The sequence below is a fragment of the Geodermatophilus nigrescens genome (genome assembly GCF_900129495.1).
Taxonomy (GTDB): domain Bacteria; phylum Actinomycetota; class Actinomycetes; order Mycobacteriales; family Geodermatophilaceae; genus Geodermatophilus; species Geodermatophilus nigrescens.
Genome location: NZ_FQVX01000002.1, coordinates 464,480 through 483,705 on the forward strand (window position 1 = coordinate 464,480; position 19,226 = coordinate 483,705).

At 77.7% G+C, this 19,226-nt stretch carries 18 protein-coding genes; 11 read left to right on the forward strand and 7 right to left on the reverse strand.

What is annotated here, in order from left to right; translation table 11 throughout:
- Position 1 precedes the first annotated feature (1 nt).
- Positions 2 to 1,654, reverse strand: coding sequence for a bifunctional 3'-5' exonuclease/DNA polymerase (locus BUE37_RS09810; RefSeq protein WP_073420020.1), 1,653 nt, complete (start codon positions 1,652 to 1,654; stop codon positions 2 to 4).
- A gap of 60 nt (positions 1,655 to 1,714) precedes the next feature.
- Between BUE37_RS09810 and BUE37_RS09815 the strand changes: the two genes are divergently transcribed.
- On the forward strand, positions 1,715 to 2,008 hold the full coding sequence (locus BUE37_RS09815) for a hypothetical protein (protein ID WP_073420021.1): 294 nt from the start codon (positions 1,715 to 1,717) through the stop codon (positions 2,006 to 2,008).
- Here BUE37_RS09815 and BUE37_RS09820 read toward each other — a convergent pair.
- Positions 1,983 to 3,710, reverse strand: a complete 1,728-nt coding sequence (locus BUE37_RS09820; RefSeq protein ID WP_073420022.1) for an NAD(P)/FAD-dependent oxidoreductase — start codon at positions 3,708 to 3,710, stop codon at positions 1,983 to 1,985. The genes BUE37_RS09815 and BUE37_RS09820 overlap by 26 nt on opposite strands.
- On the reverse strand, positions 3,707 to 4,588 hold the full coding sequence (locus BUE37_RS09825; protein ID WP_083628524.1) for a hypothetical protein: 882 nt from the start codon (positions 4,586 to 4,588) through the stop codon (positions 3,707 to 3,709). Before BUE37_RS09825 ends, BUE37_RS09820 begins: the two co-directional genes overlap by 4 nt.
- 203 nt (positions 4,589 to 4,791) lie before the next feature.
- Here BUE37_RS09825 and BUE37_RS09830 point away from each other — a divergent pair, with 203 nt between their 5' ends.
- Entirely contained in the window at positions 4,792 to 7,362 is a 2,571-nt protein-coding gene (locus tag BUE37_RS09830) for an ATP-binding protein (protein WP_073420023.1), read from the forward strand.
- Positions 7,363 to 7,482: 120 nt separating this feature from the next.
- Positions 7,483 to 7,614, forward strand: coding sequence for a hypothetical protein (locus tag BUE37_RS24810; RefSeq protein WP_281248075.1), 132 nt, complete (start codon positions 7,483 to 7,485; stop codon positions 7,612 to 7,614).
- Positions 7,615 to 7,620: 6 nt separating this feature from the next.
- Here the strand turns inward: BUE37_RS24810 and BUE37_RS09835 are convergent, their stop codons facing one another.
- Positions 7,621 to 8,220: a TetR/AcrR family transcriptional regulator gene (locus BUE37_RS09835; protein ID WP_139252917.1), complete on the reverse strand. Its 600-nt coding sequence runs from the start codon at positions 8,218 to 8,220 to the stop codon at positions 7,621 to 7,623.
- The gene (paaK, locus tag BUE37_RS09840) at positions 8,217 to 9,554 is read right to left on the reverse strand and encodes a phenylacetate--CoA ligase PaaK (protein ID WP_073420024.1); all 1,338 of its coding nucleotides are present in this window, start codon (positions 9,552 to 9,554) and stop codon (positions 8,217 to 8,219) included. Before paaK ends, BUE37_RS09835 begins: the two co-directional genes overlap by 4 nt.
- 109 nt (positions 9,555 to 9,663) lie before the next feature.
- On the opposite strand from paaK, the gene paaA reads away from it, so the two are divergent.
- Genes paaA through BUE37_RS09870 form a run of 6 tightly spaced genes read left to right on the forward strand, consistent with a single transcriptional unit; the run spans position 9,664 to position 13,944 of the window.
- Positions 9,664 to 10,641: a 1,2-phenylacetyl-CoA epoxidase subunit PaaA gene (gene paaA / locus BUE37_RS09845; protein ID WP_073420025.1), complete on the forward strand. Its 978-nt coding sequence runs from the start codon at positions 9,664 to 9,666 to the stop codon at positions 10,639 to 10,641.
- Positions 10,638 to 11,006 carry a 1,2-phenylacetyl-CoA epoxidase subunit PaaB gene (paaB, locus tag BUE37_RS09850; RefSeq protein WP_342742277.1) on the forward strand — a complete coding sequence of 123 codons (369 nt, stop codon included), beginning with the start codon at positions 10,638 to 10,640 and terminating at the stop codon, positions 11,004 to 11,006. The genes paaA and paaB overlap by 4 nt, the downstream gene beginning before the upstream one ends.
- Before the next feature lie 50 nt (positions 11,007 to 11,056).
- A complete protein-coding gene (gene paaC, locus BUE37_RS09855) occupies positions 11,057 to 11,965 on the forward strand; it encodes a 1,2-phenylacetyl-CoA epoxidase subunit PaaC (RefSeq protein WP_073420026.1) in 909 nt (302 codons plus the stop codon).
- Positions 11,962 to 12,465 (forward strand): 1,2-phenylacetyl-CoA epoxidase subunit PaaD, encoded by a 504-nt coding sequence (gene paaD / locus BUE37_RS09860; protein ID WP_083628525.1) that lies wholly within the window; start codon positions 11,962 to 11,964, stop codon positions 12,463 to 12,465. Before paaC ends, paaD begins: the two co-directional genes overlap by 4 nt.
- Positions 12,465 to 13,541: a 1,2-phenylacetyl-CoA epoxidase subunit PaaE gene (gene paaE / locus BUE37_RS09865; RefSeq protein ID WP_073420027.1), complete on the forward strand. Its 1,077-nt coding sequence runs from the start codon at positions 12,465 to 12,467 to the stop codon at positions 13,539 to 13,541. Before paaD ends, paaE begins: the two co-directional genes overlap by 1 nt.
- Positions 13,542 to 13,545: 4 nt before the next feature.
- On the forward strand, positions 13,546 to 13,944 hold the full coding sequence (locus BUE37_RS09870; protein WP_073420028.1) for a thioesterase family protein: 399 nt from the start codon (positions 13,546 to 13,548) through the stop codon (positions 13,942 to 13,944).
- Here the strand turns inward: BUE37_RS09870 and BUE37_RS09875 are convergent.
- A complete protein-coding gene (locus BUE37_RS09875; protein WP_073420029.1) occupies positions 13,941 to 14,381 on the reverse strand; it encodes a DUF5709 domain-containing protein in 441 nt (146 codons plus the stop codon). The genes BUE37_RS09870 and BUE37_RS09875 overlap by 4 nt on opposite strands.
- A gap of 262 nt (positions 14,382 to 14,643) precedes the next feature.
- Here BUE37_RS09875 and BUE37_RS23775 point away from each other — a divergent pair, with 262 nt between their 5' ends.
- Positions 14,644 to 14,796 carry a hypothetical protein gene (locus tag BUE37_RS23775; protein ID WP_175562833.1) on the forward strand — a complete coding sequence of 51 codons (153 nt, stop codon included), beginning with the start codon at positions 14,644 to 14,646 and terminating at the stop codon, positions 14,794 to 14,796.
- 45 nt (positions 14,797 to 14,841) lie between these two features.
- Here BUE37_RS23775 and BUE37_RS09880 read toward each other — a convergent pair whose 3' ends face one another.
- The gene (locus tag BUE37_RS09880) at positions 14,842 to 16,173 is read right to left on the reverse strand and encodes an FAD-binding oxidoreductase (RefSeq protein WP_073420030.1); all 1,332 of its coding nucleotides are present in this window, start codon (positions 16,171 to 16,173) and stop codon (positions 14,842 to 14,844) included.
- Positions 16,174 to 16,348: 175 nt separating this feature from the next.
- Between BUE37_RS09880 and BUE37_RS09885 the strand changes: the two genes are divergently transcribed.
- Positions 16,349 to 19,225: an AfsR/SARP family transcriptional regulator gene (locus BUE37_RS09885; RefSeq protein ID WP_073420031.1), complete on the forward strand. Its 2,877-nt coding sequence runs from the start codon at positions 16,349 to 16,351 to the stop codon at positions 19,223 to 19,225.
- The last annotated feature ends 1 nt before the right edge of the window (position 19,226 follow it).

A 19,226-nucleotide genomic window follows, 5' to 3' on the forward strand; every position in this document is an offset into this window, starting at 1 on the left:
CTCAGCCCGCGTCGGCCCAGGACCGCACGACCGCGACGTCGAGCGGGAAGTCCAGCGGGAAGCCCCCGAACAGCAGCCGCCCGGCCGTTGCCGCGGCGGCGCGGACCTCGCCGGCCACCCGGTCGGCGAGGTCCGCCGGCGTGTGCACGACCACCTCGTCGTGCAGGAAGAACACCAGGTGGGGGCGCTGGTGCACCGACCCCTCCCCCAGGCGCCACAGCCGGTTGCGCAGGTCGGCGAGCCAGCACAGCGCCCACTCCGCGCCGGTGCCCTGGACGACGAAGTTGCGGGTGAACCTGCCCCACGCGCGGCGGGCCCGGTCGGAGTCGCGGCCGCCGGGCTCGGGCGCCTCGCCGAGGTCGGCCAAGCGCTCCGCCCACGCGGCGCCGGGCAGCGGGGAGCCGCGGCCGAGCAGCGTCTGCACGACCGCGCCGCGCTCGCCGGCCCGCGCCGCGTCCTCCACCAGGCCGATCGCCCGCGGGTAGCGGCGGGCCAGCCGCGGCATCATCCGCCCGCTCTCGCCGCGGGTGCCGCCGTACAGCGCGCCGAGCACCCCGACCTTCGCCTCGGCGCGGGTGGCGACCACGCCGGCGGCGACCATCCCGGCGTAGAGGTCGCGGTCGCGGGCCGCCTCGGCGAGCGCGGCGTCGCGGCTCATCCCGGCGAGCACCCGCGGCTCGAGCTGGGCGACGTCGGCCACGACCAGCGACCACCCGTCGTCGGCCACGGCCGCGGGGCGCACCTGCACCGGCACCGACAGCGCGCCCCCGCCGTGCGAGGCCCAGCGGCCGGTGACCACCCCGCCGGGCAGGAACACCGGCCGGAACCGCCCGTCGCGCACCCAGGTGTCCAGCCACGCCCAGCCGTTGGCCGCGAGCAGCCGGGCCAGCCGCTTGTACTCCAGCAGCGGCGGCACGACGGGGTGCTCGATGCGCTCCAGCGTCCAGGAGCGGGTGTCCTCGACGGGCAGGCCGGCGGTCTGCAGCGCGCGCAGCACCGCGGCCGGGGAGTCGGGGTTGAGGTCGGGCGCGCGCAGCGCGGCGCGCACCTCGCCGGCCAGCCGCTCCAGCACCGGCGGCCGCAGCCCGGCCGGCGGGCGGTCGCCGAGCAGGCCGGTGAGCAGCCGGGCGTGCTCGTCGGCGCGCCAGGGCAGGCCGGCCCAGGTCATCTCCGCGGCGGCCAGCGCGCCGGAGGACTCGGCGGCGGCGAGTAGGCCGAGCCGGCCCCCGTGCGCCGACGCGGCGAGGGCGGCGGACTGGCGGCGCAGCTCGGCGGCCGGGTCGAGCCGGTCGGCCGGGTCCTCGAGCGGGAACAGCGCCGGGTCGCCGCCGGTGCGGGGCTCCAGCGCCACCCAGCCCGCCGCGTCGCCGCCGGCGAGCAGCGCGGGGTCGGCCAGCGGCGAGCGGCGCAGCAGGGCGCCGGTCAGCCGCAGGTCGGTGCAGCGCTCCACCCGCACGCCGGCGTCGAGCAGCGCCGGGTACCAGCGCGTCGTGTCGTCCCAGACCCAGCGGACCGCGCCCCCGCCCTCGCGGGCGGCGACCCAGGCCGGCAGGTCGTCGGCGGGCAGCCGGGTGGCCGGGCCGGGGGTGCCGTCGGGTGCGCAGTCAGCGGCGACGACGTCCCCGCCGTCGCGGCGCAGCAGCACCCGGTCCACCGCCCCAGTCTCGCCGAGGACACCGACGCCGCCGGGGAGGCGGCGGGCACACTGGGCGGCGTGCCCGCCGTCCCCGCCGCCCTGCGCCGGGGTGTGGTGCGCCTGCTCAACACCTCCGGCGGGCGGGTGCTGGTGCTCGCCGGCGAGGTCGACGCCGCCGCCGTCGAGGCGTTCTGGCGCTGCTACGGCCGGGAGCCGGTGCGGGTCGACGTCGTCGACGCCCGCTCGGTGACCGCGCTGTCGCCGTCGGGCCGCGAGCTGCTCACCGACACCCTCGACCGGGCGGAGTGGACCGGGCGGCCGGTGGCGCTGCGCCCCTCCCCCGCCGTCAGCCGCGCGCTGCCGGCGCGCTGACCTGCGCGCCGGACCCCTCCGCGGCCCGCATCGCCGCCAGGTGCGCGTGCACGAGCGTCACCACCAGGGCGCCCTCGCCCACCGCCGAGGCCACCCGCTTGACCGAGCCGGCCCGCACGTCGCCGGCGGCGAACACCCCGGGCGTGCTGGTCTCCAGCGGCGCGGGCGGGCGCTCGAGCGGCCAGGCGGGCGTGACGCCGTCGGCGAGCAGCGCGCTGCCGGTGAGCAGGAAGCCCCAGCGGTCGCGGGCGAGCGTGCCGGCGAGCCAGTCCGTGCGCGGCTCGCTGCCGATGAGGACGAACAGCACGCCCTCCTCCGTCGTCTCCTCACCGGTGTCGAGGTCGCCCAGCACCACCGACTCGAGGAAGTCGGTGCCGCTGCCGCCGGTCACCTGCACCCGGTAGCGGATGTCGACGCGGGGCAGCGCCTCCAGCTCGCGGATCAGGTAGTCCGACATCGTCTCGGTGAGCGTGGCCCGCCGGACGAGCACGGTGACCCGGTCCGCGTAGCCGGCCAGGTAGACCGCCGCCTGCCCGGCGGAGTTGCCCCCGCCGACGACGAACACGTGCCGGCCGCGCATCGCCGGCGCCTCGGTGACCGCCGCGCCGTAGAAGACGCCCCGGCCGGTGAGCGCCTCGAGCTCGGGCACCCCGAGCCGGCGCCAGCTCGCGCCGGTGGCCACCACCACGGTGCGCGCGCACGCCGTCGTCCCGTCGCTGAGCGCGACGCGGTGCAGCCCGTCGGCGGTGGTCTCCAGCCCGCTGCCCTGGCGCATGAAGTGGAACCGGGCGCCGAAGGCCCACGCCTGCTGGTAGGCGCTGAAGGCCAGCCGGCTGCCGCTGATCCCGGTGGGGAACCCGGGGTAGTTGCGGATCAGCGAGCTGGTGCCGGCCTGCCCGCCGATCGCCTCGCCCTCCACCACCAGCGTCGACAGGCCCTCCGAGGCGGCGTACACGCTCGCGCCGAGGCCGGCCGGGCCGGAGCCGAGCACGAGGACGTCGGAGACGACGTCGGCGTCCAGCGGCGTGAACAGGCCGAAGGCGTCGGCGATCTCGAGGTCGGTGGGGTCCTGCAGGACGACCGGCTCGCGGGTGAACCGGATGCTCACCACCGGCAGCCTCGGCTCGGTGAGACCGAGCGCGGCCAGCGCCTCGGCGCCGGCCCGGGAGCCGGCGTCGAGGAAGCCGAGCGGGATGCGGTTGCGGGAGAAGCTGTCCCGCAACTGCTGCGAGCGCGGCGACCACTGCTCGCCGATCACCCGCACCGCCTGGAACCCGCCGGACCGCCGCGAGGACCACTCCTCGAGCACCTCGGTGACCAGCCGGTGGAACTCCTCGTCGCCGCGGACCTGCGGCGCGGTGAGCCAGCGGTCGAGCTGCCCGACGGTCAGCGCGTCGAAGATCGGCCGCGCGGTGTCCCAGGCGCCCCACCGGACCAGCGCGACCGAGACCGCGCCGGGCGTGCGCGTGTGCAGGGCGCGCAGCTCGGCGAGGCCATCGGGGTCGGCGTCGCCGAACCCGCCGAGGAGGACGGCGACCGGCGGCCCGTCGCCGGTCAGCGTCGCGGCGGCCTCCTCCGGGGAGGCGCAGGAGCGCACCTCGTAGTCGCCGCCGTAGCGCCGGGTCAGCTCGGCGGTGGTGGTGCCGCGGACGTCGTCGTCGCGGGTGACGACGAGCAGGCAGGCCTCGCGCTCGCCGCTCATGGCCGGTGCCTCCCCGGTGCGGGCGCCAGGCGCCAGCCGGCGGCGCCGGTCCCCGCGATGGCGGCGGCGACGACGACCAGCGCCCACGCCGAAGGCCGGTCCCACCCGACGTCGCCGGCGTGCACCGCCACGACCGCCAGGACCAGGACGCCGAAGACGGTGTAGGCGACGGCGGCGGTCCGCAGCCGCTCGAGGTCGCCGGCGAGCGCGGCCAGCGCGGTGGCGACGCCGAAGGCGATCAGCCAGGCGCCGACCACCCGCGCGGTGAACGGGGTCAGCGGCCAGGGCCACAGCGCCGTGGTGTCGGCGGGGGCGACCGACAGCAGCGCGCCCACGGCGAGCAGCACGACCGACTCCGCGCCGAGGGCGGCCCGAAGCGGGACCGGGACCGGCGCGCGGCGCGGCGGGTCGGTGCCCGGCGCGCGCTCCTGCAGCACGAGGACGACGGCCATCGCCACCGGGATGAGGACGTAGACGCCGGTCCAGAACCAGGCGGCGCCGCGGGCGAGCAGCGGCGCGTCGGCGAACTCCGGCTGCAGGTGCAGGCGGTCGAGGTGCACGAGCGTCGCGACCAGGGTCAGCAGCGTGAAGACCAGGATCGTCAGCACCGCCACCCGGCTGCGCGCCCACACCGGGTCGCGCAGCGACAGCAGCACCAGGGTGAACCCGGCGGCGTAGCCCGCGCCGAGGAAGGCGGCGGTGGCCGGCGGGGCGATGGTCCAGGCGAACACGTCCGCCGTCCGGCCGGGCTGGACGAGCAGGGCGAGGACGGCCAGCGCGGTCAGCACGCAGAACACCCGGAGCAGGGCGCGCATGGCGGGGAGCAGCTCGCGGCGGCGGTCGGCCGCCGGGCGCACGGTGGTGGTGGCTGGGTCCACCAGGACCTCCGACGTCGGTGCCTCCCCGTGCGGCGCCCATTGGAGCACCGCCGCGCGCGGCTGTCACCGGCATTCCGGACGCCCGCCCGCGCCACGCCGGGGCGGACACGCGCGAGCCCGCCGGGCCTGTCGGCGCGACCGCCCCCGGCCCTAGGCTCCGGGTCCCGGGAGCGGCCGCGGGGCCGCCCGTCGCGGGAGGCGCCATGACCGGGCCCGGTCCCGACCCGGCCGCACCGATCGGCACGCCGGACCGCCGGCTGCGGGTCTTCGTGTCCTCGACGCTCACCGAGCTCGCCGCCGAGCGGGCCGCCGTCCGGGCCGCGGTCACCTCGCTGCGGCTGACCCCGGTGATGTTCGAGCTGGGCGCCCGCCCGCATCCCCCGCGCGACCTCTACCGCGCCTACCTGCGGCAGAGCGACGTCTTCGTCGGCCTGTACGGCGACAGCTACGGCTGGGTGGCGCCCGGGATGGCGGTGTCGGGGATCGAGGACGAGTTCGACCTGTCCGACGGGCTGCCGCGGCTGCTGTACGTGCGCGACCCGGCACCCGGCCGCGACCCCCGGCTGGCCGCGCTGGTCGAGCGGATGCAGGCCACCGGCGGGGCCTCGACGGTGCCGTTCGGCGACCCCGCGCGGCTCGGCGAGCAGGTCGCCGACGACCTCGCCGTCCTGCTCACCGAGCGCTTCGCGGCCCGCCCGGCGCCCGGGGCGCCGGTGCCCGGGCTCGCCCCGGGGTGGCTGCCGGAGCCGCCGACGCCGCTGGTCGACCGCGGGACGGAGCTCGCCCTGCTCACCGGGCTGCTGCGGGCTCCGGAGGTGCGGCTGGTGACGCTCACCGGCCCGGGCGGGATCGGCAAGACGCGGCTGGCGCTGGCCGGCGCCGGAGCGGTGCGGGCGGAGCGCGACGGCGTCTGGTTCGTCGACCTGGCGCCGGTCCGGGACGCCGCGGGGGTGCCGGTCGCCGTCGCCGGGGTCCTCGGGGTGCGGCCGGAGGGCGCCCGCCCGCTGGTCGACGTCGTCGCCGAGCGGCTCGCGGGGGTGTCGGCGCTGCTCGTGCTCGACAACGCCGAGCAGGTGTCCGGCGTCGCGCCGGTCCTCGCCGCGCTGCTGGAGCGCTGCCCGCGGCTGGACCTCCTGGTGACCAGCCGCAGCGTGCTCGGCCTGCGCGGCGAGACCGACGTGCCGCTGCAGCCGCTCCCGGTGCCCGCCCCCGGCGCCCCGGACCCGGCGGCGCCGGCGGTGGAGCTGTTCACCGCCCGCGCCCGGGCCGCCGACCCGTCGTTCACCGCCGAGGGCGAGGACGCGGCCGCCGTCGGCGAGCTGGTGCGCCGGCTGGAGGGGCTGCCGCTGGCGATCGAGCTGGCCGCGGCGCGGGTGCGGGTGCTGCCGCCGCGGGCGCTGCTGCGCCGGCTGCGCAGCGCGCTGGACCTGCGGGCGCCGGTGGCCGACCTGCCCGACCGCCAGCGGACCCTGCGGGCCACCCTGGAGTGGAGCCACGAGCTGCTCGGCGCCGAGGAGCGGCTGGTGCTGGCCCGGCTGTCGGTGTGCACCGGCGGCTGCACGCTGGACACCGCCGAGGCGGTCGCCGCGGTGGACGGCGACGTCGACGTCGTGGAGGCGCTGTCGGCGCTGGTGGCGCAGAGCCTCGTCGCCCCCGGGGACGCCGCCGACGGCGAGCCGCGGTTCCGCATGCTCGACGTGGTGCGCGCCTTCGCCGCCGAGCGGCTGCGCGAGCTCCGGGAGGAGGACGCGGCCCGCGAGCGGCTGGCCCGCCACCTCACCGGCGTGGCCGAGTCCGCGGCTGCGGGGCTGGCCGGGCCGGACCGGGCGACGTGGCTGGCCCGCCTGGAGGCCGAGGCCGACGACCTCGAGGCCACGCTGGAGTGGGCGGTGGCCGCCGACCGCGCCGAGCTCGTCGTCGGCCTGGCCGCGCCGCTGGCCCGGTGGTGGTGGGCGCGCGGCCGGCTCGCGGCCATGTCCGACCTCGCCGACCGCACGGCCGCGCTGCCCTCGGCCCGCCGGCTCTCCCCCGCCGCGGCGGCATCGCTGCGCTGGGCCTGCGGCAGCACCGCGATCGCGATGGGGCGGCCGGCGGACGCCGTGCCGCAGCTGACCGGGCTGGTGGCCGAGGCGCGCGAGCTGGGCGACCCGTGGCTGCTCGCCCAGGGCCTGACGCTGCTGGCGATGACCCGCCCGCCGGAGGACCCGTCGCTGCGCCCGCAGCTGGAGGAGGCCGAGGCCGCGGCGCGGGCCAGCGGCGACCCGTGGGCGGTCGGCTTCACGCTCGTGCCGCTCGGCGACGTCGACCTGCTGGCCGGCGACGTGCCCGCCGCGACCGCCCGGCACACCGAGGCGCTGGCCGCCGCGCGGGCGAGCCGCGACGACCACCTCGCCGCCGCCGTCCTGGACCAGCTCGGCCTCGACGCGCTGCTGGGCGGCGACCCGGACGGCGCCGCGGCGCACCTGCGGGAGGCCGCCGCGCTGCACCGGGCGCTCGCCGACCGGGAGGGCCTCGCGAACTGCCTGGAGGCGCTGGCCGGGGTGGCACTGCTGACCGGCCGGCCGGAGGAGGCGGCCCGCCTCGCGGGCTCCGCCGACGCGACCCGGCGGCTGCTGGGCCTGCGGGTGTGGCCGTTCCTGCGCCCGCTGGCCGCGCAGCTCGCCGCGGCCGTGGACGCCGCGCTGGGCCCGGAGCGGGCCGCCGCCGAGCGGGCGGCCGGGGCCCGGCGGGACGGGTGGGCGGCGCTGGAGGACGCGCTGGGGGGCAGTGGCTGAGGACACGGTGCGGTCCACCGCCCGTTCACCCGGACGTGTCCGCGGCGCAACCTGCCGCGGGGAGCGTGGGGTGCGGCCGAGACGACGACGTCCCCACCCCGAGGTCCCCCTGGAGACGCCATGACCCCGCCGATGACCCAGCACGCCACCCCCGTGACCCGAGCCCGCGCCCTGCTGCGCCGGCTCGACGCCTACACGCTCGAGGTGTTCAACCCGGGCGCGCCCTACCGCCCCCGCCGCGACCGGGGCTGACCGCCCTCAGGGGCGCGTGCGCAGCCCCCGGAAGGCCGTCGTCACCAGCGCGTCGGCGAGGTCGTCGGCCGAGAGGCTGCCGCCGGGCCGGTACCACTCGGTGAGCGAGTTGACCGTGCCGAACAGCAGCCGGCTGGTGACGGCGGGGTCGACGTCGGGGCGCACGTCGCCCTCCTCCTCGGCGGCGCGGACCAGGTCGGTGACGATCCGGTCGAACTCCCGCCGCCGGGCGAGGGCCGCCTCCTCGACCGCGGAGTTGCCGCGCACCCGCAGCAGCAGGGTGACGAACGGCAGCTCCGCGGCGAGCACCCGGACCGAGCCGCGCACCACGTGCTCGAGCCGGTCGATGGCCCGCCCGGTGACCGCCCCGGGCTCCGCGGTGACCGCGAACAGCGCGTCCAGCGCCCGGTCCAGCGCCATCCGCAGCAGCTCGACCTTGCTCGGCACGTGGTGGTAGATCGCCGACTTGGTGACCCCGAGCCGCGCGGCCAGCTCCTCCATGCTCGTGGCGTCGTAGCCGCGCTCGTTGAACACCGCGACGGCGACGTCGAGCAGGCTGTCGAGCGAGTGCCCGGGCCGTCCCCGGCGGACCCGCACCTCCGTCACGCGCGCTCCCGCCGGTCGGTCATCCGCTGCAGCTTGCCCATGGAGCGGGGCAGCGTCTCGGGGTCGACGACGAGCACCTCGATGCTCGTGCCGACGGTGTCCTTGACGCCCGTCGTGACCTCGGCGGCGGCCTGCTCGCGGCGCTCGGGCGGGCAGTCCGGGCGGGCCTCCACGCGCACCACGAGGTGGTCCATCCGCCCGCGGGTGGTCAGCTCCATCGCGAAGTGCGGCGCCAGCCCCGGCGTGCGCAGGACGACCTCCTCGATCTGCGTCGGGAAGAGGTTCACCCCGCGCAGGATGATCATGTCGTCGGTGCGGCCGGTGACCTTCTCCATGCGGCGCATGCCCGGGCGCGCGGTGCCGGGCAGCAGCCGGGTGAGGTCGCGGGTGCGGTAGCGCACGACCGGCATCGCCTCCTTGGTGAGCGAGGTGAACACCAGCTCGCCCACCTCGCCCTCGGGCAGCACCTCGCCGGTGATCGGGTCGATGACCTCCGGGTAGAAGTGGTCCTCCCACACGTGCAGGCCGTCCTTGGTCTCCACGCACTCCTGCGCCACGCCCGGGCCCATGACCTCCGACAGCCCGTAGATGTCGACGGCCTGGATGTCGAGGCGCTCCTCCATCTCCCGGCGCATCTGCTCGGTCCACGGCTCGGCGCCGAAGATGCCGATCTCCAGGCTGGAGGCGCGCGGGTCGAGGCCCTGCTTCTCGAACTCGTCGATCACGGTGAGCATGTAGCTGGGCGTCACCATGATCACGCGCGGCGCGAAGTCGGTGATCAGCTGCACCTGGCGGGGCGTCATGCCGCCGGACACGGGGACGACGGTGCAGCCCAGCGCCTCGGCGCCGTAGTGGGCGCCCAGGCCGCCGGTGAACAGGCCGTAGCCGTAGGCGTTGTGCAGCACGTCGCCGGGCCGCCCGCCGGCGGCGCGGATGGACCGGGCCATGACGGCGCCCCAGGTCTCCAGGTCGCGCCCGGTGTAGCCGACGACGGTCGGCCGGCCGGTGGTGCCGCTGGAGGCGTGCACGCGGCGCACCTGCTCGCGCGGGACGGCGAACATGCCGAAGGGGTAGTTCTCCCGCAGGTCGGCCTTGCTCGTGGTGGGGAACCGCGCGAGGTCGGCGAGCTCGCGGCAGTCGTCGGGGTGGACGCCGGCCTCGTCGAACGCGCGCCGGTAGTGCGGCACGTTGGCGTAGGCATGCCGCAGCGACTCCCGCAGCCGCTCGAGCTGCACCGACCGCAGCTCGTCGACGCCCATGCGCTCGGCCGGGTCGAGGGTGGCGGGGTCGGGGGCCTCGCCCAGCCGCCGCAGATCGCCGGTCGCCGTCGTCATGCCTGCCTCCTCGTCGGCCGTGCACCGATCGCGCCGCTTGTGTCGTGCAGCACGCTGCGGCACACTATTACCGACCGCACGGTCAGTAAATAGCTCGAGGGGAGACCCGATGTCCGCGCCGACGCTCGACCGGCCCGCGGTGGACGAGACCGCCCTGCAGGCCCAGTTCGACGCCACGATCGCGGCCGACCACCGCGTCGAGCCGCGCGACTGGATGCCCGAGGGCTACCGGAAGACGCTGGTGCGCCAGATCGCCCAGCACGCGCACTCGGAGATCATCGGGATGCAGCCCGAGGGCGACTGGCTACTGGCCGCCCCGAGCCTGCGCCGCAAGGCGGTGCTGCTGGCCAAGGTCCAGGACGAGGCCGGCCACGGGCTGTACCTGTACTCCGCGGCCGAGACGCTCGGCGCCGACCGGGCCGACCTCACCGACAGGCTCATCGAGGGCCGGCAGAAGTACAGCTCGATCTTCAACTACCCGACGCTCACCTACGCCGACGTCGGCGTCATCGGCTGGCTGGTCGACGGCGCGGCCATCTGCAACCAGGTGCCGCTGTGCCGCTCCTCCTACGGGCCCTACGCCCGGGCGATGATCCGCGTCTGCAAGGAGGAGTCGTTCCACCAGCGGCAGGGCTACGAGCTGCTGATGACGATGATGCGCGGCACCCCCGAGCAGCGGGCCATGGTGCAGGACGCCGTCGACCGCTGGTGGTGGCCCTCGCTGATGATGTTCGGCCCGCCCGACGACGACAGCCCCAACTCGGCGCAGTCGATGGCGTGGGGCATCAAGCGGCACAGCAACGACGAGCTGCGGCAGCGCTACGTGGACATGTCGGTGCCGCAGGCGCAGGTGCTCGGCGTGACGCTGCCCGACCCCGACCTGCGGTGGGACGAGGAGTCGGGGCACTGGCGCTCCGGCCCCATCGACTGGGCGGAGTTCAAGCGGGTGATCTCCGGGGAGGGCCCGTGCAACGCCGAGCGGATCGCCCGCCGCCGCGCGGCCCGCGACGACAACGCCTGGGTGACCGAGGCCGCGACGGCCTACGCCGCGAAGCACGCCGAGGGGCACGCGGGGGCCGTCGCGTGAGCACCGACGTCACCGCCGAGGGCGGGCACGGCGCCGTCCCCACCGGACCCGAGGTGCCGGTCGAGCCGCGCCCGCGCGCGGTGAGGCGGGACTGGCCGCTGTACGAGGTGTTCGTGCGCGGCAAGCGCGGCCTGAACCACGTGCACGTCGGCTCGCTGCACGCGCCCGACGACGAGATGGCCGTGCACGCCGCCCGCGACCTCTACACGCGGCGCAACGAGGGCGTGAGCATCTGGGTGGTCAAGGCGGCCGACATCACCGCCTCGAGCCCCGACGAGAAGGACCCGATGTTCGCCCCGAGCGGCGACAAGGTCTACCGCCACCCGACGTTCTACGAGATCCCGGAGAACGTCCCCCACATGTGAGCGGGCCCCTGTTGGCCTTTGTAGCGCTAATGGCCCCAGGGAGGGCAGGCATGCACGAGGAGACCGTCTACGACGCGCTGACCAACGCGCACGACGACGCCGGGCACTGGGCGTTCGGCACCGGCTTCGACGAGCCGCTGGCCGGCGTCGACACCACCGTCCCCGACGGCGTCGACCCCGCCGACCTCGGCGTCTACTGCCTGATGCTCGGCGACGACGCCCTCGTGCTCGCGCAGCGGCTCACGCAGTGGATGACCAACGCGCCGGAGCTCGAGGAGGAGGTCGCCCTCGGCAACACCGGCCTGGACCTGCTCGGCCAGGCCCGGCTGCTGCTGGCCCGCGCGGGCTCGGTCGGCGTCCTCGGCCGCTCCCGGTCGCTGGCGACGGCGTCGATCCCCGACGAGGACGCGCTCGCCTACTTCCGCGACGCCGACGAGTTCCGCAACACCGGCCTGGTCGAGGCGGAGAACGGCGACTTCGCGCGGACGATGGTGCGGCTGCTGGTCGCGTCCACCGTGCGGCTGGCCGTGTTCGCCCGGCTGCGGGAGTCCCGCGACCCGGTGCTCGCGGCCATCGCCGCCAAGGGCGTGCACGAGCTGGCCTACCACCGCGACCACGCCGCCCGCTGGGTGCTGCGCCTGGGCGACGGCACGCCCGAGTCGCACCGCCGCGCGCAGGACGGCGTCGCCGCGGTGTGGCCGCTGATGGCCGACCTGTTCACCGCCACCGACGTCGAGGCCCGGCTGGTCGCCGCGGGCGTCGCCGTCGACCCGGCCGCCGTCCGCGACGAGGTGCGCGAGGTGCTCACCACCGTGCTGGAGCGCGCCACCCTGACCGTGCCGCCGTGGCCGGACGACGTCGCCCCGCGCGGCCGGGAGGGGCGGCACGGCGAGGAGCTGACGGCGCTGCTCGCCACGCTCCAGGGCCTGGCGCGCCAGCACCCGGCGGCGACCTGGTGAGCGCCGTGATCGCCGACCCGCGCGCCGTCGCGGAGACCGTCACCGACCCCGAGCTGCCGGCGCTGACGCTCGCCGACCTGGGCGTGCTCCGCGACGTCCGGGTGCACGACGGCACCGTCGTCGTCGACATCACCCCCACCTACTCCGGCTGCCCGGCGATGGGCGTCATGCGCGCCGACCTGCTGCACGCGCTGCACTCGGCCGGGTTCGACGACGTCGAGGTGCGCACCGTCCTGTCGCCGGCCTGGTCCACCGACTGGATCAGCGACGACGGCCGCCGCAAGCTCGCCGAGGCCGGCATCGCCCCGCCGGGCCCCGCCCCCGAGCGCACCGCCGGGCCCGTGCCGCTGCAGCTCGGGCCTCCCCGCCGGACGGCGTCCTGCCCGCTGTGCGGGTCGGCCGACACCGAGCAGATCAGCGAGTTCGGGGCGACGGCGTGCAAGGCGCTGCGCCGCTGCCGCAGCTGCCGGGAGCCGTTCGAGCACGTGAAGGAGATCTGATGAGCGCGCCCCCGCGCCGCCGGCCGCAGTTCCACCCGCTGACCGTCGCCGGCGTCGAGCGGCTCACCGACGACGCCGTCGCCGTCACCTTCGACGTGCCCGCCGAGCTGGCCGAGGACTACGCCTTCCGGCCCGGGCAGGCGCTGACGCTCCGGCGGGTGGACGGCGACCGCGACGAGCGCCGCTCCTACTCCATCTGCGCGCCGGTGGGCGCCGCGCCGCGGGTCGGCGTCCGGGAGGTGCCCGGCGGCTTCTTCTCCTCCTGGCTGGTGCACGAGGTGCGCCCCGGCGACGCCATCGAGGTGCTGCCGCCGTCGGGGACCTTCACCGCCGACCTGTCGACGCCGGCCGACCACGTCTTCGTCGTCGCCGGCTCCGGCATCACGCCCGCGCTGTCGCTGGCGAGCACGGTGCTGCGCGACGGCGAGTCGACCGTCACCGTCTTCTACGGCAACCGCCGCACCAACACCGTCATGTTCGCCGACGAGCTCGCCGACCTGAAGGACGCCCACGGCCCCCGGCTGCAGCTGGTGCACGTGCTCTCCCGCGAGCCGCGCGACGCCGAGCTGACCAGCGGCCGGCTCGACGGCGACCGGCTGCGCAGCCTGGTGTCGAACCTGGTCGAGGTGGAGCGGGTGGACCACTGGTGGCTGTGCGGGCCGCACGGGATGGTCACCGACGCCCGCGCGCTGCTGGCCGAGCTCGGCGTCCCGGCCGAGCGGGTGCACCAGGAGCTGTTCTTCGTCGACGACGTCCCGCCGGAGCCGGTGCGCGGCGACGACCAGACGGTCGAGGGGCCGAGCAGCCAGGTGACCGTCGTCCTCGACGGGCGGTCCACGACGCTGGCGCTGCCGCGGGAGGAGACCGTGCTCGACTCCGCCCAGCGGGTGCGCTCGGACCTGCCGTTCGCCTGCAAGGGCGGCGTGTGCGGCACCTGCCGCGCGCGGGTCACCGACGGCGAGGTGGAGATGCGGCGCAACTACGCGCTGGAGCCGCGCGAGGTCGAGGCCGGGTACGTGCTCACGTGCCAGACGCTGCCGCGTTCCGACGCCGTCACCGTCGACTTCGACGCCTGACGCCGTGCGGCCGCCCGCCGTCGGCGACGTCGCCGTGCTCGACGTCGTCGTCACCGGGGCGATGACGGTCGACTTCGACCGGCTGGGCCCGGTGCACCCCGTCTACGCCACGTACTCCATGGCGAAGCACTTCGAGGAGGCCGGCCGGGTGCTCCTGCTGCGTCACCTGGAGCCGGGCGAGGCGGCGGTCGGCACGGCGGTGTCGGTGGAGCACCTGGCGCCGGCCTGGCCCGGCGACCGGGTGCGGGTGACCGCCACGTGCACCGCGGTGGAGGGCAACCGGATCACCTGCGCCTGCCGGGCGGAGGACGCGGCGGGCCGGGAGCTCGGCCGCGGCACCACCGGGCAGGCGGTACTGGCCGAGGAGGTCCTCGCCGCCCGCCTCACCCGGCCGCCGGGCTAGCGGTCGCCGCGCACCACGTGGACGGCGGCCTCCTCGGCGGATGCCGCGCCGCCGTCGATGCCGAGGTCGTCAGCCAGGAGCTCGTCCTCGCCGTCGACCACGCCGTCGTCGTCGAGGTCGGCCAGCCGGCCGGCGCGGGCGTCGCCCACCTCGTCGTCGCGCAGCTCGCCGTCGCCGCCGGCCAGGTCGCCGAGCTCGTCACCGTCGTCGTCACCGGAGCCGTCGGGCAGCTCGCGGGCGAGCCGGCCGTCGAGGCCCTCGCCGGAGGCCTCCTCGCGGTCGGTGGTGCCCCACTCCTGCACGCCCCAGGGCCGCTCGGGCGGGGACCAGCCGGTGTCGAGCGGGTCGTCGCCGTCCTCCAGCGTGTCCTCCCGCTCGAGCAGACCGGTGGCCTCCTCGGGGTCGGTGCCGTCGGTGCCGTAGCTCTCGCGGTCCACGCCTGTCTCCTCGGGGTGCGGTCGGGACGGACGGCGCTGTCCGGGGGCGCCCACCCTGCCACGCGCGGTCCCGCCGGCGGGAGGCCCGTCGCACTCCCCCGACCTCGCCGCGCGGTGCCCGACCTCGCGCTGCGGGGCGAGGTCGGGCACCACGGTGCGAGGCCGGGTGAGGGCGGGTGTGACGGAGCGAGCAGCCCCGCATGCGGCACCGACCGCGCCCGCGGCCGGACACTGGAGGCGAGCCCACCTCCCAGGAGACCCCGTGGACACGTCGCTGACCGAACTGCACGAGCACTACGCCCGGCGGGTCGAGGCCGCCGTCGCCGAGGACCGGATGGACCTCGTGCGGGAGCTGTACGAGGACTACTTCGACGAGGCGCTGCGCCGCCTGCTGGCGACGACCGCCACCGCCTGACCCGCCGCCTGACCCGGCGGCGGCCGGCCGCCCGAGCCGCCGGCGTCAGCGCGGCGCCGCGCCCTCCAGCACCCGGTGCGGATCGGCGCCGGCGGCCAGTGCGGCGAGCCGATCCCGGACGGCGGGCGTCGGCGTCCGGGCCAGCACGTCGGGCACCGCGGCGAAGCCGTGCGCGGGCTCCCGGCCGCCGAGGTCGGCGCCGAACGCGGCCGCGACGTCGTCGGTGCAGGCGCGGGTGGCCGCGCGGTCCTCGCTGCCGGCGCCGCCGGTCACGAGCACCGCCAGCCGCGAGTCGCGGTGGCAGACCGCGCTCGGCCGCTCGGGCACCCACCCGAGCGCACCGCCGAGCAGCCGCAGCTCCACCGTGCGGGGGCGGCTGCCGCGCACCGCCCGCAGCACGGCGCCGGCGCCGTCGTCGGGCAGCCGGTCAGCCAGCAGCGAGGAGCCGGGGTCCGTCACCTGCTGCGGCGTGGCCAGCCCGGCCGGGCCACGCGGCGCGATCTCGGAGTCCAGCGGCCGGCCCCCGGCGGCCAGCGGGCCGAGCAGCCCGTCGAGCACGGCGACGCCGTCCTCCGGGTCCCCCGCCCAGGCGAAGCGCACGGCCACGCCGCCCTCCCCCTGCCGCGGCCGGGACAGCACCAGCGAGGTGCCGGCCTGCGCGGGCAGCGTCGCGGTCCAGGCGCGCCAGGCGTCGAGCACCCGCGCGGCGTCCCCGGGCGCCCAGCGCAGCTGCCCGCCGTAGCGCGGCCCCGCGGCGAGCAGGTCCAGCTCGACGGCGGTGACCACGCCCAGCGCCGCACCGCCGCCGCGCAGGCCCCAGAACAGCTCCGGCTCGTCGTCCGGCGTCACCCGGCGCAGCGCGCCGTCGCCGGTGACCACCTCGACGGCGCGGACGCGGTCGGCGGCCAGCCCGTACGTGCGCGCGAGCGGGCCGACGCCGCCGCCGGTGACCGTGTCCGCCACCCGCTCGGAGGCCGAGCCACCGGTCAGCGGCGTGAGGCCGTGCCGGCCGGCCTCACCGGCGAGCTCGCGCCAGCTCACCCCCGCCCCCACCCGGGCCCAGCCGGCCGGGGAGACGGTGACCTGCGCGAGCCGGTCGGGATCGACGGTCAGCCGCCGCGCCGGCCCGCCGGGACGGCCGGGCCTCCCGGCTGCGCCCGGCCCGCCGGACCGGCCGGGCCCCCGGACGGCGAGCGCCACCCCGTGCCGGCCGGCCAGCCGCACGGCGGCGACGACGTCGGACACCTCGGCGGCCTGGACCATCGCGCCGGCGGCGCCGGCCCCCTCGGTCAGCCGGGCGCCGTGCGACAGGCGGGAGCGCAGCGTCGCGGTCAGGTCGGGCGGCAGGGCGGGCGGGGCGGCGGTCGCGGACGTCACTGTCTCTCCAGGGTGCAGGGGTGCGGTGCGGGGAGAGCGTCGGCCGCCGTCCTTGGTGTGTCCTTGGTGCGCGCTTGGGTGCCTGCTCACGGGCGCGGACCCGGAGGTCACGGAACGGACGAGGGACGCAGCGGAGGGCACCACGCGCGGGTTCCGGAACCTAGGCTGCGCCGCGATGTCCGCGACCTCGTTCCGCGTGCTCGGCCCCGTGGAGGTCCGGCGCGACGGCTCCCTCCTCGCCCCCCAGTCCCCCAAGCACCGGGCGGTGCTCGCCGCGCTGCTCCTCGACCCCGGCCGCACGGTGCCGGTGGACCTGCTCGTCGACCGGGTGTGGAGCGGCAACCCGCCCGCCGCGGTGTCGGCGACGCTGCAGTCGATCGTGTCCCGGCTGCGCCGCGAGCTCGAGCCCGACGTGACCGGCGGCCGCTGGACGGTGCTGGTCACCCGGGAGCCCGGCTACCGGCTGGAGGTGGCGCCGGAGGACGTCGACGCCGTCCGGTTCGTGCAGCTCCTGCGCACCGCCCGCGACCTCGCCGCCCGCGACGAGCCGGCGGCCGCCCGCGAGGCGGTCACCGAGGGCCTGGCGCTGTGGCGGGGCCCGGCCTACGCCGACGTGTCGGCGACGTTCGCCGCCGAGGAGTCCGAGCGGCTGGAGCAGCTGCGGCTGGCCGCCCGCGAGCTCGCCGCCGAGCTGGACCTGCGGCTGGGCCGGCACGCCGAGATCGTCGACGACGTCCGGGAGCTGCTGCGCGCCGAGCCGCTGCGCGAGGGCCTGCGCGGCTCACTGATGCTGGCGCTGTACCGCTGCGGCCGGCAGGCGGAGGCGCTGGAGGTCTACGAGGAGGGACGGCGGCTGCTCGCCGACGGCCTCGGCGTCGACCCCGGCCGGCCGCTCCAGTCGCTCTACGCGCAGATCCTCCGGCAGGACCCGGCGCTGGCCGGGTCGGGCACGGTCCGGCCGGCGCCCGCCGCGGCCGCGGAGCCCGCACCGGCCCCCGAGCGGCCCGCCGCCCGCCCGCTGCCGCCGCTGCCGGTCCCGCTGACGGCGTTCGTCGGCCGGGAGCGCGAGCTCGCGCAGCTCGGCGCCGCGCTGGCCGGCCCGCGGCTGGTCACGCTCGTCGGACCCGGTGGCAGCGGCAAGACGCGGCTGGCGCTGGAGGCCGCCCGCCGCCGCCCCGCCGGGGCGCCGCCGGCGGTGCTGGTGGAGCTGGCCGGCGTCACCGACCCCGACCTGGTGGCCGCGCAGGTGGCCGGCGTCCTCGGGGTCACCCTCGCCGGCGGCGACCCGCTCGGCGCGGTCGCCACCGCGCTGCAGGACCGGCCGCTGCTGCTGGTCCTCGACAACTGCGAGCACGTGGTGGAGGCGGCGGCGACCGCCTGCGCGGAGCTGCTGCCGCGCTGCCCCGAGCTGCGGGTGCTGGCCACCTCGCGGGAGCCGCTGGGCCTGCCCGGCGAGGCGGTGCTGCCCTGCGGGCCCATGCCGGCCGGCGCCCCGGGGAGCGACGCCGAGCAGCTGTTCCTCGACCGCGCCCGGCTGGTCGCCCCGCACCTGGCCGACCCGTCGGAGGACGACCTGCGGCAGGTCCGCGAGCTGGTGGCCGCCCTGGACGGGCTGCCGCTGGCCGTCGAGCTGGCCGCCGCCTGCCTGACCACGCTGCCGCTGGCGGAGGTGGCCGGCCGCGTCGACGACCGGTTCGCCCTGCTGTCCGGTGGCTGGCGCACCGCGGTGCCGCACCAGCGCACGCTCGCTGCCACCGTGCAGTGGAGCGTCGACCTGCTCTCCCCGCCCGAGCTCGCCGTCTACCGCGCCGTCGCGGTGCTGCCGGGCACGTTCGGGCCCGACCTGGTCGAGGCCGTGGCCGGTCCCGAGGTCGACGGCGGCGCGCTGGAGCTGCTGCGGGTGCTGGTGGCCAAGTCGCTGGTGGAGCTCGACCACGGCGCCGGGCGTTACCGGATGCTCGAGACGCTGCGCCAGTACGCCGAGCAGGGCCTCGACGACGCCTCCGGCCGGCGGCTGCGCGACCGGCTCACCCGCTTCGCCGTCGACCTGACCGAGCGGCTCGAGCCCACGCTGCGCCGTCCCGAGTGGACCGCCAGCGCCCGCCGGCTCGACGCCGAGCAGCCCGCCCTGCGCGCCGCGCTCGGGCACGCGCTGGCCACCGGGCAGGGCGAGGCCGCGCTGCGGATCGGGTCGGCGCTGTCGTGGTGGTGGTACCGCCGCGGGCACGTGGCCGAGGGCCGCCGCTGGCTGGCCGCCGCCCTGGACGCGACCCCGGGCGCGCCGGCGTCCGTGCGCAGCGGCGCGCTGCTCGGCGACGCGCTGCTGGCCTACCTGTCCGGGGACGTCGCCTCGATCTGGGCGCGCACCAACGAGATCGTCGACGTCGCCGACGACGGGTCCGACGGCGTGCTGGCGCTCGCGCTGGTGCTGCGCGGCTTCGTGCGGGCCCTGCTCGGCCAGGCCGACCCCGACGGGGAGACGCCCAAGGACATCGCCCGCGGCCTCGAGCTCGCGCAGGCGTCGGGCATCGAGTGGGTGCAGGCCGAGATCGCGATGACGCTCGGCCAGTTCTCCCGCGTGGCCGGGGACGTCCCGGGCGCGCTGGAGCACCTCGGCCGGGCCGAGCAGCTCGCGCTGGGGCTGGGTCATTCGTGGGCGCACTCGTCGGTGCTGTGGATCCGGGCGAAGGTGCTCACCGACGCCGGCCGCGCGGACGAGGCGCTGGCCGACCTGTGGCGGATGGTCGACCTGACCCACCGCGAGGGTGACGTCACCGGCACCCTGGCGGGGCTGCTCGCCGCGGTCGGCGCGGCCACGGCGTCCGGCGACGCGTGGGCCGGCGGGGTGCTGCTCGGCGCGGTGCAGGCCAACGCCCGGCTGGTCGGCTACGACCCGCTGCGGATGGACCCGATGGACGGGCAGCGCTACGTGGCCGCCACCCAGGCGGCGCTGCCGGCCGACGACCTGGTGGCCGCGCAGGCCGAGGGCGCGGCGCTGGACGCGGGCGGCGCGGTGGCGCTGGTCGGCCGGCTGGCGGGCGCGACCGTCTGAG